The 15,036-nt window shown below is 72.2% G+C and carries 13 protein-coding genes; 5 read left to right on the top strand and 8 right to left on the bottom strand.

The window, feature by feature from the left end:
- Positions 1-3: 3 nt before the first annotated feature.
- Complete coding sequence (locus tag OG310_RS26705; protein WP_329458408.1) at positions 4-921, bottom strand: carbohydrate kinase family protein; 918 nt, start codon at positions 919-921, stop codon at positions 4-6.
- Positions 922-1,026: 105 nt separating this feature from the next.
- Entirely contained in the window at positions 1,027-2,028 is a 1,002-nt protein-coding gene (locus OG310_RS26700) for a cytochrome c oxidase assembly protein (RefSeq protein WP_329458407.1), read from the bottom strand.
- Positions 2,029-2,225: 197 nt separating this feature from the next.
- On the opposite strand from OG310_RS26700, the gene OG310_RS26695 reads away from it, so the two are divergent.
- Positions 2,226-3,335, top strand: coding sequence for a S66 family peptidase (locus OG310_RS26695; RefSeq protein ID WP_329458406.1), 1,110 nt, complete (start codon positions 2,226-2,228; stop codon positions 3,333-3,335).
- A 132-nt stretch (positions 3,336-3,467) separates the two neighbouring features.
- On the opposite strand, the gene OG310_RS26690 is transcribed toward OG310_RS26695, so the two are convergent.
- Positions 3,468-4,505, bottom strand: a complete 1,038-nt coding sequence (locus tag OG310_RS26690) for a TerC family protein (RefSeq protein ID WP_329458405.1) — start codon at positions 4,503-4,505, stop codon at positions 3,468-3,470.
- On the opposite strand from OG310_RS26690, the gene OG310_RS26685 reads away from it, so the two are divergent.
- Positions 4,498-4,698: a hypothetical protein gene (locus OG310_RS26685; protein ID WP_329458404.1), complete on the top strand. Its 201-nt coding sequence runs from the start codon at positions 4,498-4,500 to the stop codon at positions 4,696-4,698. The genes OG310_RS26690 and OG310_RS26685 overlap by 8 nt on opposite strands.
- Positions 4,699-4,982: 284 nt before the next feature.
- On the opposite strand, the gene OG310_RS26680 is transcribed toward OG310_RS26685, so the two are convergent.
- The 3 genes from OG310_RS26680 to OG310_RS26670 form a co-directional block, all read right to left on the bottom strand.
- Positions 4,983-5,549 carry a TerD family protein gene (locus OG310_RS26680; protein WP_329460397.1) on the bottom strand — a complete coding sequence of 189 codons (567 nt, stop codon included), beginning with the start codon at positions 5,547-5,549 and terminating at the stop codon, positions 4,983-4,985.
- A 209-nt stretch (positions 5,550-5,758) separates the two neighbouring features.
- Positions 5,759-7,894 (bottom strand): excinuclease ABC subunit UvrB, encoded by a 2,136-nt coding sequence (uvrB, locus tag OG310_RS26675; protein WP_329458403.1) that lies wholly within the window; start codon positions 7,892-7,894, stop codon positions 5,759-5,761.
- 237 nt (positions 7,895-8,131) lie between these two features.
- Complete coding sequence (locus OG310_RS26670; protein ID WP_329458402.1) at positions 8,132-9,079, bottom strand: MHYT domain-containing protein; 948 nt, start codon at positions 9,077-9,079, stop codon at positions 8,132-8,134.
- A gap of 491 nt (positions 9,080-9,570) precedes the next feature.
- Between OG310_RS26670 and fdhA the strand changes: the two genes are divergently transcribed.
- Positions 9,571-10,800, top strand: a complete 1,230-nt coding sequence (gene fdhA, locus OG310_RS26665; RefSeq protein ID WP_329458401.1) for a formaldehyde dehydrogenase, glutathione-independent — start codon at positions 9,571-9,573, stop codon at positions 10,798-10,800.
- A gap of 491 nt (positions 10,801-11,291) precedes the next feature.
- Here the strand turns inward: fdhA and OG310_RS26660 are convergent, their stop codons facing one another.
- Both OG310_RS26660 and OG310_RS26655 read right to left on the bottom strand, forming a co-directional pair.
- Positions 11,292-11,933 (bottom strand): uridine kinase, encoded by a 642-nt coding sequence (locus OG310_RS26660; RefSeq protein ID WP_329458400.1) that lies wholly within the window; start codon positions 11,931-11,933, stop codon positions 11,292-11,294.
- Positions 11,934-12,041: 108 nt separating this feature from the next.
- A complete protein-coding gene (locus OG310_RS26655; RefSeq protein ID WP_443078735.1) occupies positions 12,042-12,833 on the bottom strand; it encodes a winged helix-turn-helix transcriptional regulator in 792 nt (263 codons plus the stop codon).
- 67 nt (positions 12,834-12,900) lie between these two features.
- Between OG310_RS26655 and OG310_RS26650 the strand changes: the two genes are divergently transcribed.
- Together OG310_RS26650 and OG310_RS26645 are read left to right on the top strand one after the other, a co-directional pair.
- On the top strand, positions 12,901-14,109 hold the full coding sequence (locus tag OG310_RS26650) for a pyridoxal phosphate-dependent aminotransferase (RefSeq protein WP_329458398.1): 1,209 nt from the start codon (positions 12,901-12,903) through the stop codon (positions 14,107-14,109).
- Between the two features lie 87 nt (positions 14,110-14,196).
- On the top strand, positions 14,197-14,739 hold the full coding sequence (locus tag OG310_RS26645) for a DUF3574 domain-containing protein (protein WP_329458397.1): 543 nt from the start codon (positions 14,197-14,199) through the stop codon (positions 14,737-14,739).
- The last annotated feature ends 297 nt before the right edge of the window (positions 14,740-15,036 follow it).

The raw sequence follows: 15,036 nt of genomic DNA, 5'->3' as shown, positions 1-15,036 counted from the left end.
GCCTCACGCCGACAGCAGTTCCGAGGCGTACGGGGGGTCCGCGCCGGGCCGGGAACAGGTCACCGCCGCCGCGCGGGCGGCGAAGGCCAGCACCTCGCGCCAGCCGCTGTCGCCGAGGGAGACGAGCGCGGGTGGTGTCAGCGCGTCGTGGGCGGCGAGGCTGTGCAGCAGCGCGGCGTTGACCGTGTCACCGGCGCCGATGGTGTCGGCGACCTCGACGGGCGCGGCGGGCACCGACACCTCACCGCCCGCCGCGGTGAACACGCTGAGCCCGGCGCCGCCCCGGGTCAGCACCACCGCCGCGGGCCCACTGCCGAGCCAGCCCTCGGGCGTGCCCTCCAGCCACTGCGCGTCCTGTTCCGAGAGCTTCAGGAGGGACACGGAGGGCAGCCAGGACCGGAAGCGGGCCCGGTAGGCGCCCGCGTCCGGGATCAGGCCCGGGCGGATGTTCGGGTCGAGGAGCGTGAAGACGCCCCGGTCCGCCTCGCGCCGCAGCAGTGCCTCGTACGCCGTGGCCCCGGGCTCCAGGACGAGCGAACACGTACCGAACGCGATCGCCCGTACGGACGGTGGCAGGGCCGTGGGAAGCGCGAAGAGGCGGTCGGCGCTCCCTTCCGCGTGGAAGCCGAATCCGGCGGAGCCGTCCTCGGCCACCGTCGCCACGGCGAGGGTCGTGGGTTGCGGCCCGCGCTGGGTGAACGCCAGGCCGACACCGGCCTCGCGCAGCCCCTCCACGAGCGCCTCGCCGAACGCGTCGGTGGAGATCCGCGAGCAGAACGCGGCCCGGTCGCCGAGCCGGCCGAGGGCCACAGCCGTGTTGTACGGGCCACCGCCGCGACGGGGCGTCAGGGGCGCGAGTGCCCCGCCCGCCCGCTCGGCAGGGACCAGGTCGATCAGGGACTCACCGGCGACGACGATCACGGCACCGACCGTAACGCACGCGGACGGGCCCCGGCGGGGCCCACGGCGACCGGGTCCGGCCGGCCGGGCGGCCGCCCTCGTCCGGCGCCGGCCATGGCGCGGCGGTCAGCGGCTTCTGCGCATCCGCTGCCCGACCTCGCCGTCGTCGGTCTCCCACCAGGGGCGCACCAGCCCGGAATCCGCGGTGTCCGCCGGGGCCGCGTCCGAGGCCGCGGGCACGCGCGTCCCCGTGGTGGCGGCGCCCACCGGGGCGGCCGGTCCCACCGGGGTCAGCTCCGCGTCGAGGCGGGCGTCGAGTTCGGCGGTGCGGTCCCGCTCTGTGTGCCACCACTGGAAGAACACCGCGATGAGGAAGGGCAGGGCGACGATCTCCGCGAGCGTCAGCATCAGGCCGCCGCCGAGCATCTGGTCGAACTGGAGCGTGGGCCCCCAACCGCGGGGGTGCGCCCGGTACCAGGGCCCCGCGACGAGGGTGCCGCTCGTCATCACGACGATGCCGGGGATCGAGTCGAAGAGTCCGTCGACGAACACCAGCGCGGCCCTGATCGGATGGGTGCACCAGCGCGGCAGCAACTCCTGGCCGGTCAGCATCGGCAGGACGAACAGGGAACCGGTGACGAGCAGTTGCGCGTGCATCAACTGCCGCACCAGGTCGTTGTGCAGAGCCGTCGGGAAGTACGGCGTGAAGTAGATGGCCAGCTCCGAGATCAGCACGAACAGGGAGCTGACGAGCGGGAACGTCAACAGCCGCACGGGCCGCGAGGTCATCGCCCGGCGCAGTCGCCCGTCCGGCGCCGCGAGGGCCAAGGGGTCGCCCAGGGCCAGGCCGAGCGGCGCCAGCAGGTCGAGCAAAATGTTCTGCACCGCGGCGGGCCAGAACAGCACCCGGTCGTAGACGGCCAGCGAGGACATGGTGGCGACGACGATCGTGCCGAGCCCGAGCACCACGAACGAGGCGGCCCTCACCACGGGCAGGCGCTGCCCCGAGCGGACGCGCCCCGCGACGCCGTACGCGTACAGCCCGGCGAGCACGACCACCGCGACCAGCGCCGCCGGGTCGAGCGTCCAGGACGTGAAGCCCCGGCTCACGGTCAGTTCCGGCAGCACGCCGCACCCTCTTTCGCGTACCGGTCTCGCCACCGCTGCGGGCCGGCCCCGCAGGACCGGTCCCGCCACCGGTCCCGTCATGGGTACCGGCGCAGGCCAGGCTCCGATATGCGCCCGGCCGTCGGTTTTCGGCGACCACGCTAGACCGCGGGGTTATTCGCTCGTACGTCGGGTCGGCGCTCACTAGCCTCGGCGCCATGCCGACACCACGCCCCGCGCGCCCGGGCCCCCCGTCGCGAGGGCCCGACCGCCCCAGCACGGCGCGGGTCCCGGTCCTCCCGCCGAAGCCGCGTCCCGGCGACCGGATCGCCGTGATCTCACCGTCCTCGGGCCTGCCCGGCCTCCTGCCGCTCCCCCACGAACTGGGGCTGCGCCGGCTCGCCGACGACTTCGGGCTCGAACCGGTGGAGTACCCCGCGACGCGCCGGATGGGGGCCACGGCACGCGAGCGGGCCGCCGACATCCACGCGGCGTTCGGCGACCCCGCGGTCAGGGCCGTCATCGCGAGCATCGGCGGTGACGACCAGATCACCGTGCTGCCCCACCTGGACCGCGAGCTGATCGCCGCGAACCCGAAGCCGTTCTTCGGCTACAGCGACAACACCAACCTGCTGGCGTACCTGTGGAACACCGGCATCGTCGGCTACCACGGCGGCAGCGTGATGGTGGAGTTCGGCAGGCCGGGCCGGATGGACCCGCTGACGGCCGCGTCGCTGCGGGCCGCCCTGTTCACGTCGGGGCCCTACGAACTGCGCCCGGCGGCCCGGTTCCGCGACACGGCCCGGGACTGGGCGGATCCGGCCACGTTCGATACCGAACCGGAGACCCGCCCGGCGGGCGGCTGGTCCTGGCACGGCCCCGAGCGGGTGGTGGAGGGGTCCAGCTGGGGCGGCAACCTGGAGGTGCTGTCGTCGCTCCTCGCGGCGGAGCGCGAGATCCAGGCGGACCCCTCGGTCTACGACGGCTGCGTGCTGCTGCTGGAGACGTCGGAGGAGATGCCGTCCGCCTCGCAGGTGTACCGGATCCTGTGCGACATGGGCGGGCGCGGGCTGCTCGCCCGGTTCCCCGCGCTGCTGATGGCCCGGCCGAAGACCTGGGCGCTGAACCGGCGGACCACCCCGGCCGAGGGGGCGCGGTACGCCCGTGAGCAGCGGGCTGCCGTCGAACGCGCCCTCGGTGAGTACGCGCCGGACACCCTGGCCGTCTTCGACATGGACCTCGGGCACACGGACCCGCAGCTGATCGTGCCGTACGGCGGGACGGTACGGGTCGACGGCCCGGCCCGCCGCGTGACGGTGTGGTACTGATCCGTCCCGCGCTCGCCGGCGGGGCACGGCCCGGCGCGTAGAAAGGGCCCCCGTCCGCGATCCGGTACGGATCGCGGACGGGGGCCGGGCCCGTCGCCCTCGGCCGCCGACCAGTCGAGGGCGACGGACGACTCAGACGTCCGCGCTGTCCTTGTTCCTGCCGCCCTCTTCCACGTTCGGGCGGGGGGAACCGGAGTGCGCGGCCGTGGCCGGTGCGGCCGTCGCGGTCTGCTTGCGGGTGGCGATCAGGCTGGTGACGGTCGTGATGAGCAGCACCCCGCCGATCACCGACAGCGAGAGGGTGATGCCGATCTCGGGGACGTGCACCCCCAGTTCGTGCAGCGCGTGCAGGACGAGCTTCACGCCGATGAAGCCCAGGATCACCGACAGGCCGTAACTGAGGTGGACCAGCTTCTTCATCAGCCCGCCGATCAGGAAGTACAGCTGCCGCAGGCCCATCAGCGCGAACGCGTTGGCCGTGAAGACGATGTACGGGTCCTGGGTGAGGCCGAAGATCGCGGGGATCGAGTCGAGCGCGAACATCACGTCCGTGGTGCCGATGGCGAGCATGACCACCATCAGCGGCGTGAGGACGCGCTTGCCGCCTCGCCGGATGAACAGCTTCGTGTCGTGGTACTTGTCCGCCACGCCGAAGCGGCGCTCGATGGACTTGAGGAGACGGTTCTCCTCCCACTCCTCATCGCCGTCGTGGTCCGAACGCGCCTCCTGGATCAGCTTCCAGGCCGTGTAGATGAGGAACGCGCCGAACAGGAAGAACACCCACGAGAAGCTCGCGAGGACGGCGGCACCCGCCGCGATGAACCCGGCGCGCAGTACCAGCGCGATCAGCACACCGAACAGCAGCACACGCTGCTGGAGCCGGAGCGGCACCGCGAACTTCGCCATGATCACGATGAACACGAAGAGGTTGTCGACACTGAGCGACTTCTCCGTGACGTATCCGGCGAAGAACTCGCCGCCGGCCTTGCCGCTGCCGAACACCATCAGGCCGAGGCCGAACACGCCGGCCAGGGCGAGCCAGACGACCGTCCAGACTCCGGCCTCCCTGACCGAGACCTCATGGGGTTTGCGACCGATGAAGAAGTCGATCGCGATCAGGGCCGTCAGACCGAGGACGGTCAGCAGCCACAGGGTCAACGAGATGTCCATCGTGCCTCCGGCGTCGTACGACTGGGGCAGTGTCGAGCGGGTCGAACTGCCTGCCGGAGGTCTCTTCCACCTGGGCGGCCACCGCCACTGCCAGGCCGACGCCCCGGGACCGATGGCGATCCGTATTGACGGGTACGTCGCGATGTGGGAGTACTCCCCTCCGCTGCTCACAACGGTACAGGGATGCCCATGAATAAGTAAAGTAATGGGTAAAGAATATTCAAGTGCGCAGGTCACAGCGCTTTACTGAGAAGCTTTGGGTAAAGCCAGCAGCGCCCGACGCCGACCCGTGGGGCACCAGGCCATCCCTGACCCGGCGGACAGCAGGAGTCACCATCGGCGCATCCCACACACCCCGCACATCCCTTCCCGCACGTCACCGAGCGGCCGGGCACACCCCCGGAACACGTCCGCCGGTCCCCGCCGGGCAGGGCCGGGACCGGCGGAGGCGTTCCGCGGCCTCAGGTCTCAGAGGTCTCAGAGGTGCGGGAGGATCGCCGGCATCAGGTCCTGAAAGGTACGGCCGTTGGCCGCGCTGCCCAGGGCGGTCATCTGCCAGCCCGCACCCGAGCGGTGGACCTTCGCCATGATCTGCGCCGTGTACTGGCCGCCGCCGTCCAGCGTGTAGCGGGCCAGCTCCTCGCCGTTCGTCTCGTCCACGAGGCGGCAGAAGGCGTTGCTCACCTCCTGGAACGTCTGGCCCGTGAAGGAGTTGACCGTGAAGACGATCTGGTCGATGTGCGCCGGCACCTGCGCCAGGTCCACCAGGATCGACTCGTCGTCCCCGCCCTGTCCTTCGCCGCCCACGAGGTTGTCCCCGGTGTGGCGCACCGACCCGTCGTCACTGACGAGGTGACGGAAGAAGACCACGTCGACCGGCTGCTTGTCGGCGAAGAGGACCGCCGAGGCGTCCAGGTCGATATCGCGATTGCGCATCCCGAACAGGCCGCGGCGCTTGGCCGCCTGCCAGCCGAGCCCCATGCGCACCGCGGTGAGGGTTCCCCCGCCCCTCTTCTCCAGGCTGATCGCCTGGCCCTTGCTCAGGCTGACGCCCCCGCCGGACGAACCGCCCTTGGATGTGTCCACCACGCCCTGGCCTCCTTCTCACCGGTCCCCCCGCCCCACGGCCGTGTGCGGTTTCGGGCACCCTACGCGGGGACGCTGCCCAGCCCGGAGGCCCTCACGCCGACTGTGTCGGTCCTGCAACACAGGACCGGCACCGGTGTACGCGGCGGAGGCGGCCGCGCCGCCCGTCAGGCCAGGCCCGCCTCCCGCATCTGCCGCAGCTCCTTCTTCAGCTCACCGACCTCGTCGCGCAGGCGCGCGGCCACCTCGAACTGGAGGTCTCCCGCGGCGGCCCGCATCCGGTCCGTCATCTCCTCGATCATCCCGGCCAGTTCAGTCGCGGGCCGGTCCGTGAGGACCTCGCCGCCCTCGGACCCCTTGCCGCCCCTGGCCGCGGCGCCGAGGGAGGGCACGGGCGCCTTGGCCGGCTTGCCGTTCTTGCCGCTCTTGGTCTGCCGGTAGCCCGTGCCCAGCAGGGAGTCCGTGTCGATCTCCTCGCGCGCGATCGTCGCCACGATGTCGTTGATCTTCTTGCGCAGCGGCTGCGGGTCCAGACCGCGCTCCGTGTTGTACGCGATCTGCTTCTCACGCCGCCTGTTGGTCTCGTCGATGGCGCGCGCCATCGCGGGCGTGATCTTGTCCGCGTACATGTGCACCTGGCCCGACACGTTCCGCGCGGCGCGGCCGATCGTCTGGATCAGTGACGTGCCCGAGCGCAGGAAGCCCTCCTTGTCGGCGTCGAGGATCGCCACGAGCGAGACCTCGGGCAGGTCCAGCCCCTCCCGCAGGAGGTTGATACCGACCAGCACGTCGTACTCGCCGGCGCGCAGCTCGCGCAGCAGCTCCACCCGGCGCAGGGTGTCGACGTCGCTGTGCAGGTAGCGGACCCGGATGCCCAGTTCGAGGAAGTACTCCGTGAGGTCCTCGGACATCTTCTTGGTGAGTGTGGTGACAAGGACGCGCTCGTCCTTCTCCGTGCGCTCCCTGATCTCGTGCACCAGGTCGTCGATCTGGCCCTGCGTCGGCTTGACGACGACCTCCGGGTCGATCAGCCCGGTCGGCCGGATGATCTGCTCGACCACACCGTCGCCCCGGGAGAGCTCGTAGGCGCCGGGCGTGGCCGACAGGTAGACGGTCTGGCCGACGCGCTTTTGGAACTCCTCCCACTTCAGCGGCCGGTTGTCGAGCGCTGACGGCAGCCGGAAACCGTGGTCCACCAGCGTGCGCTTGCGGGACGCGTCACCCTCGTACATCGCGCCGATCTGCGGGACGGTGACGTGCGACTCGTCGATGACGAGGAGGAAGTCCTCGGGGAAGTAGTCCAGGAGGGTGTTGGGCGGGGATCCGTAGTCGCGGCCGTCGAAGTGCATCGAGTAGTTCTCGATGCCGGAGCAGGACCCGATCTGGCGCATCATCTCGATGTCGTACGTCGTGCGCATGCGCAGCCGCTGGGACTCCAGGAGCTTGCCCTGCTTGTCCAGTTCGGCGAGGCGCCGCTCCAGCTCCTCCTCGATGTCGCCCACCGCGCGCTCCATGCGCTCGGGGCCGGCCACGTAGTGGCTCGCGGGGAAGATGTACAGGTACTCGTCCTGGCTGATCACCTCGCCGGTCAGCGGGTGCAGCGTGGACAGCGCCTCGATCTCGTCCCCGAACATCTCGATGCGGACCGCGAGTTCCTCGTAGACCGGGAAGATCTCGATCGTGTCGCCCCGGACCCGGAAGGTGCCGCGCTGGAAGGCGACGTCGTTGCGCGTGTACTGGATCTCGACGAAACGCCGGAGCAGGTCGTCCCTGTCGTACTCGCCGCCGACCCTCAGCGGCACCATGCGGTCCACGTACTCCTGCGGTGTGCCCAGGCCGTAGATGCACGACACGGAGGCCACGACCACCACGTCCCGCCGGGTGAGCAGCGAGTTCGTCGCGGAGTGGCGCAGCCTCTCGACCTCCTCGTTGATGGAGGAGTCCTTCTCGATGTACGTGTCCGACTGCGGCACGTACGCCTCGGGCTGGTAGTAGTCGTAGTACGAGACGAAGTACTCGACCGCGTTGTTCGGCAGCAGCTCACGGAACTCGTTCGCCAGCTGGGCGGCCAGCGTCTTGTTCGGCGCCATGACCAGGGTCGGCCGCTGGAGTTTCTCGATCATCCAGGCCGTGGTGGCTGACTTGCCCGTGCCCGTCGCGCCGAGCAGGACGACATCGTTCTCCCCGGCGCGGACGCGCCGCTCAAGGTCGGCGATGGCTGCCGGCTGATCGCCGCTCGGCTGATAGGGGCTGACGACCTCGAAAGGCGCCAGAGTGCGTTCGATCTGAGTTACGGGCCGCATGGAGTCAACCGTACGACTCCCCACTGACAACGCCCCCCGAGCCGCCTTCCACCTGCGGCGGAACCCCCATCGGGCGCCACGACGGGCCCCTGCGGCGGCAGCGGCGGCCCGGGAGAGCCGCCTGTCGGGGCGGCACGGCGTCACGGACGGTAGGCGCGGAGCCGCGCGGCGTCGTGGGCCGGAGCGGCGGGGCTCACGCCCGCGACGCCGCCGCGGGCCCGCGGGCGCCGGCGGCGGTCACCAGTCGTGGAGGTCGGACGAGCCACGCCGTACGGGCTGGGGCGCCCGCTCCTGCGGCGCCCGCCCCTGCGGGTGGTGGCGGCGGGGCCGCAGGCGCGGGGCGGGGAGCATGCCGCCCGCGCCCGGGGCCCAGGAGCCCCCGTCCTGCACGGGGCCGCCCGTGCGGGCCCTGGAGGCGTCCGGCGCCGTCGTACGGCGCGGCGCGGCCGAGCCGGAGAGCAGTTGCGGCTCGAAGATCATGACGAGTCCGGCGAGCACCAGGAAGACGACAGGACCGGCGAGCATCGGCAGCAGCAGCCCCAGGTCGGAGCCGCCCGCCGGGTGCGTCGCGGGCGCGGGGGCCGCCAGGTGCACCTGAGAGCCGGCCATCGCGAGATAGTGCATCCCGGTGGCGGCGCCCCCGAGGCAGGCCACGGCGGTCAGGCCCGCCACGGCGCCCCGCTGCCGGGCCGTCGCGTACAGCGCGGCGACCGAGGCCGCGACACCGACGGCGACCGAGGCGACCACCGTGACGGTGCTGTACTCGATCTGCCCGTGGATCCGCAGGCCGGCCATGCCGAGGTAGTGCATGCTCGCGATGCCCAGCCCGGTCAGCGTGCCGCCGGTGGCGAGAGACATCCTGGTGGCGCCGCGGTACCCGACGACGAACAGTCCCGCACCGATCATCAGCAGACCCACACCGAGGCTCGCGAGCATGGTCGGGCGGTCGTAGCCGACGCCGACCTGGTCGACGGAGAACCCGGTCATCGCGACGAAGTGCATGGTCCACACACCGCAGCCGATGGCGATCGTGGCGAGGACCAGCACACCGGGGCGCCACGGCACCCGTCCGCGCAGGGAGGGGGCGGCGCAGCGCAGACCGAGTGCCCCGCCCAGGCACGCCATCAGGAAGGCGACGACCGGCGTGACGAGGCCGTAGCTGAATCCGTTGACAGTCCCCTGCATCGTGTGGTGCCCCTCAGCCCCTCGGCGTCATGTGTACGACCGTACTGACGTGCTGGTCCGGGGCGACAGTAGGACGGTCGGCCCGGTTAGCAAAGTCGGTTGCCGGTGGTGGCTTGGACGGTGATCTGAACGAACCGTGAAGAATCGGTGGAATGGAAGACGGTCGCGACCACCGTCGGGAGCAGCGCCGGATACGGGGCAGCCCCCAGGGACCCCGCCCGGCCCCGACCGGTGCCGCGAACGCCGTGTCCCGGGCGGCCGGGCCGGACCGCCCTGCCCCGGCCCCGCCGAGGTGGCGGGCGGCGCGGCGGACACTCCCACCCCGGCGCCCGGGCACGCGGGAAGAGGCGGGCGGGGGATCCGGCGGCGACCCGTCGGCGTTGTCCCGTTCACGGACTCGCCCTACTGTGAGATCGACCACACAACCGTTACGGGCAGAACGGACTTCATCAGCCGGACAACGCGAACTTCCGAAGGGACGGCGAGTGGGCATGGCTGGAGGAAACAGGGCGGTCGCCTACATCGAACCGGGCGTGGTGCAGGTACAGACCACGGACTACCCGACGCTGGAACTGAAGGACGGGCCGGGCGTGGCCCCCCAGAACGTCGGCAGGATCTGCCGGCACGGCGTCATCATCAAGATCCTCGCCACCAACATCTGCGGCAGCGACCAGCACATGGTGCGTGGCAGGACGACGGCCCCCGAGGGACTCATCCTCGGACACGAGATCACCGGCGAGGTGGTGGAGCGCGGGCCCGACGTCGAGTTCATCGACGTCGGCGACGTCGTCTCCGTCCCGTTCAACATCGCCTGTGGACGGTGCCGCAACTGCAAGGAGCGGCAGACCAGCATCTGCGAGAACGTCAACCCCGGACGTCCCGGCGCCGCCTACGGCTACGTCGACATGGGCGGCTGGGTCGGTGGCCAGGCGAAGTTCGTGATGGTGCCGTACGCGGACTTCAACCTGCTGAAGTTCGCCGACCGGGACGCGGCGATGGACAAGCTCCTCGACCTCACGATGCTGTCGGACATCTTCCCGACCGGCTACCACGGCGCGATCACCGCCGGTACGGAGGTCGGCTCGACGGTGTACGTGGCGGGCGCGGGCCCGGTGGGCCTCGCGGCCGCGGCGGCGGCGCAGCTGATCGGGGCCGCCGTGGTCATCGTCGGCGACCTCAACCCGGAACGGCTCGCCCAGGCCCGCAGCTTCGGCTGCGAGACGGTCGACCTGACGAAAGGGCCGCTGGAGGACCAGATCGCTCAGATCCTCGGCGAGCCCGAGGTGGACGCGGCGGTCGACGCGGTCGGCTTCGAGGCCAAGGGCCACGGCAAGGACGCGGGCGAGGCACCGGCGACGGTCCTCAACTCCCTGATGAGCACGGTCAGGGCGGGCGGCGCGCTGGGCATCCCCGGCCTCTACGTGACGGACGACCCGCGGGGCGTGGACGCGGACGCCCAGACCGGCACGCTGAAGGTACGGCTCGGGCTCGGCTGGGCGAAGGCCCACCGCTTCTACACGGGGCAGACCCCCGTGATGAAGTACCACCGCCAGCTCGCGATGGCGATCCTGCACGACAAGGTGCAGATCGCGAAGGCGGTGAACGCGACGGTGATCTCGCTGGACGACGCGCCGCGCGGGTACGAGGAGTTCGACAAGGGCGCCAGCCGCAAGTACGTGCTGAACCCCAACGGCGCCCTGGACCATGCGATGGCGGCGTAGACGCCGCCGGGGTGGCCGAAGGCCGAGGGCCACGGCCGCGGGTCCGCGCACCGGGGGTGCGCGGGCCCGCGCGCGGGTTCGGCGCCGCGGGTGGCTGGAGTTTTCGGGGTGGCTGGAGTTGTGGGTGGGCGGGACGGCGGGGCGAGGGGCCTGCGGAGGTGGGCGGGACCGGGTGCCTCCGGCCTGCGGAGGTGCGCGGGACGGCGGGTGCGTCCGGCCTGCGGGGGTGGGCGGGGGTGCGGGAGTGCGCAGGATGGCGGGTGCGTCCGGCCTGCGGGGGTGGGCGGGGGTGCGCGGGACTGCGGGTGCGTCCGGCGTGCGGGTTGCCGGAGCTACGGGTGTGTCCGGGCCGCGGGTCTTCGGACCTCCGGGATACGCGGACGTGCGGGGTGCACGGACGTGCGGGAATCGCGGAGGTGCAGGAATCGCGGAGGTGCTGGCCGTCGCCGCGCCCGCGCGGCGCACGGGGGCGCGGCGACGGCGGCGGCCCGTCAGTCGGGCAGGCCCGTCCAGGCCGGGTGTTCGGGGCGGTCTGCGCGCACGATCACGTCCGCCGAGCCGCGCGGGTCGGTCTCGGCCGCGTAGCGTTCGAAGGCGGGGAGGGTCCAGCGCCGCTCCGTGGGGGTGAGGCGGTGCAGCGCGGCCGGTGACAGGTCCAGGTGCACCGTCAGGTCGAAGGGGAACCACTGGCCGAGCAGCAGCGGCCCGTGCAGCAAAAGCACGCCCCCGGGCGGCAGTTGTTCCGGTTCGCTGCGGGTGGCGCGGTCGGTCTCCGGGTCCCACAGGTCCGGCAGGACGCGCCCCGTTCCGCCCGCCTCCAGCGGGCCGAAGACCTCGCGCCACAGCGCGCCGGTGTCGTACCAGCCGCCGTAGTACGCGTCGGGGTCCTCGCGCCCGTACTCGTAGCGCAGCGAGGCGGGTCGCAGGAAGCCCTCCGTGTCGACGACGACCGACGGGCGGCCCCGCAGCCGCAGCGCCTCGGCGAGCGCCGCCGCGGGACGCCCGGTACCGGCCGCGGGCGCGCCGTCGAGGCCGACGCGCAGCCGGGAGGCGCCGTCGCGCGGTTCGCTCGTCAGCAGCCGGTCGGCGAGGGCGTCGGTCAGCCGTTCCCAGGTGATCGCTTCGAGTCGCACCGCCCCATCCTCCCTTGCCGCCGGCCGGCCCGGCGGACGCGGCCTGCGGATTGCGGATGGTGGCGGACCGCGCACGCCGCAGCCGGAGCCGCCGGAGCCACCGCGGGGTCACGGTCCGCGCAGTGCCTTCGCCAGCGGGCCGTCCCCCTCGACGACGACCGAGCCCGCTCCCACGGCCTCGGCGAACGCCAGTGTGCCGCCGCACAGCGCGCGGCAGGTGGCCGTGTCGAGGGCGAGGGCCGCGTCGGGGCCGGCGGGGGCCGGGCCCTCGCCGTACGCCGTTCCCGGCACCCGCGCGACGGCGGCCACGGCCGTCCCCGCCGCACCGCCTGCCCCACGTGCCGCGTCCCTGGCGTGGGCGGCGCCCGACGCGGGCATCGCTTCCGAAGCTCCGGCCGCACCCGCGGGACGGGGCGCGGGCGCCGCACCCAGGTGTACGTGGAACGTGCCCTCGTCCAGCCGTACGTCCACCGTGCCCGCCGCGGCCCCCGCCCGTTCCCCGAGGATGCGCAGCATCGGCAGGGCGAACCAGTGCGCCCGTACCGCGTCCGTGGGTCCCGGCTCGCCGAGGTCGGGCGCGCCCCAGGCGGCCAGTGCGCCGAGAACCGGCAGCAACCCCGCCCCGCGCGGGGTCAGTTCGTACACCACGGCCGCGGCGGGCGGCGGCAGCTTCCGGCGGGTGACCAGTTCGTCGCGCTCCATGTCCCGCAGGCGGGAGGCCAGGACGTCCGTGCTGACGCCCGGCAGGTCGGCGTGGAGGTCCGTGTAGCGGCGGGGTCCCGCCAGCAGCTCCCGGACGATCAGCAGGGCCCAGCGGTCCCCGACGGTGTCGAGGGCGCGGGCCGCTGCGCAGTACTGGTCGTAGCTTCGGCGACGTGGCATGGCTCGCAGTCTAGACATGTTGTTGGACTTTCCAAGCTCAAGCTTGGTAAAACCAAGTATCGCAATCGGTCGGGGAGGCCACGCCATGGAGTTCCGGCAGTCGAGCAAGCTCAGCAACGTCCTGTACGAGATCCGCGGGCCGGTGATCGCGCAGGCCGACGCGCTGGAGGAGGCGGGCCACAGCGTCCTGCGGCTGAACACCGGCAATCCCGCCCTCTTCGGCTTCGAGGCGCCGGAGGAGATCGTCCAGGACATGATCCGGATGCTGCCGCAGGCCCACGGCTACACCGACTCGCGGGGCATCCTCTCCGCGCGCCGCGCGGTCGCCCAGCGCTACCAGGCGCTCGGCCTGGATGTCGGCGTGGACGACGTGTTCCTCGGCAACGGTGTGTCGGAACTCGTCTCGATGGCCGTACAGGCACTGCTCGACGACGGCGACGAAGTCCTCATCCCCGCGCCCGACTTCCCGCTGTGGACGGCGGTCACCTCGCTCGCGGGCGGCCGTCCCGTGCACTACGTCTGCGACGAGTCCTCCGCATGGAACCCGGACCTCGCGGACATGGAGTCGAAGATCACCGACCGCACGAAGGCCGTCGTGATCATCAACCCCAACAACCCCACGGGCGCCGTCTATCCGCGCGAGATCGTGGAGGGCATCCTCGACCTCGCCCGGCGCCACCAGCTGATGGTGTTCGCCGACGAGATCTACGACCAGATCGTCTACGACGACGCGGTGCACCACTGTGCCGCCGCGCTCGCGCCCGACCTGGTCGTCCTGACCTTCAGCGGCCTGTCGAAGACGTACCGGGTGGCCGGGTTCCGCTCCGGCTGGCTCGTCGTGACCGGGCCCAAGCAGCACGCCCGCAACTACCTCGAAGGCCTCACCGTCCTCGCGTCGATGCGGCTGTGTCCCAACGCGCCCGCGCAGTACGCCATCCAGGCCGCGCTGGGCGGCCGCCAGTCCATCCGCGAACTGACCGCGCCCGGCGGCAGGTTGCACGAGCAGCGCGACCGCGCCTGGGAGAAGCTGAACGAGATCCCCGGCGTATCCTGCGTCAAACCGAAGGGCGCGCTGTACGCGTTCCCGAAGCTCGACCCGAAGGTCCATCCGATCGTGGACGACGAGAAGTTCGTCCTCGACCTGCTGTTGCGGGAGAAGATCCAGGTCGTCCAGGGCACCGGCTTCAACTGGCCCCGCCCCGACCACTTCCGCATCCTCACCCTGCCGTACGCGGACGACCTGGACGCGGCGATCAGCCGTATCGGCCGGTTCCTGAGCGGGTACCGCCAGTAGGCGCATCGGGTGAAAAGGGGCCGCGCGGAGGGTGAGCCCGGCCCGGGCGGGCCACGCGGGCGGGCCGGGATCAGCAGAGTGTCGTCCGTGACGACCTTCTTCCTGCCCCACCGCTCCAGCCTGCTCGCGCTCGGCTGCGCGGTGACCGCCCTGTTCGGCGTGGGCGCGCCCAGCTCGTACACCGGCCTCGACTCCGGATCCGCCGCGCGGCACAGCGCGCACCGCACGAGCCAGGACACACCACCGGGCGCCGGCCGGCCCGCCGTCCCGGCCGCGCCGCGCGGGGCGGAACCGCCCGCCGCCGCCTACACGGAGACCCGGCTGTTCTTCGGCACCGAACGCCCCGACGGCGGCCCGGCCGTCACCGAGGCGCAGTTCGCGGCGTTCGTCGACCGCGAGGTCACCCCGTCCTTCCCGGAAGGCCTGACCGTGCAGGACGGCCGGGGCCAGTGGCGCGACGCGCACGGCACCATCGAGCGGGAGCGCAGCCACGAACTGATCCTGCTGTACCCGAGGAGCGAGGCGGCCCGCCGCGACGGCGCCATCGAGCGGGCCAGGGCCGCGTACGTGCGCACGTACGCCCAGGACTCCGTGGCCCGCCTGGACGAGCCGGCCCGCGCCGACTTCTGACCGCGCCGCCGCACCCGGCACGCCGGTGCGCCCCGGCAGGGGGTGCGGCGGTACGAGCGGCCCTGCGGTAAGCGGCGGTACCGGCGGCCGCCGTACGGGGCCGCTCTGCGAGTGCGCCGCGCGCGGGGAGTGACGACGGCCGGTTCGGGACATGTCCTGGGCATGACGGACCTCCCGCACCGCCCGTTGCTGCTCCTCGATGTCGACGGCCCGCTTAGCTTTGCGGTTTGAGCGTGTCTCGCTGTCTCACTCGCAAGGGTGACAATCCCACCGTTATCGCTTGCACTCCACTACGTC

The sequence above is a fragment of the Streptomyces sp. NBC_01497 genome (assembly GCF_036250695.1).
Taxonomy (GTDB): domain Bacteria; phylum Actinomycetota; class Actinomycetes; order Streptomycetales; family Streptomycetaceae; genus Streptomyces.
This window is presented reverse-complemented; position numbering and strand designations above follow the sequence as displayed.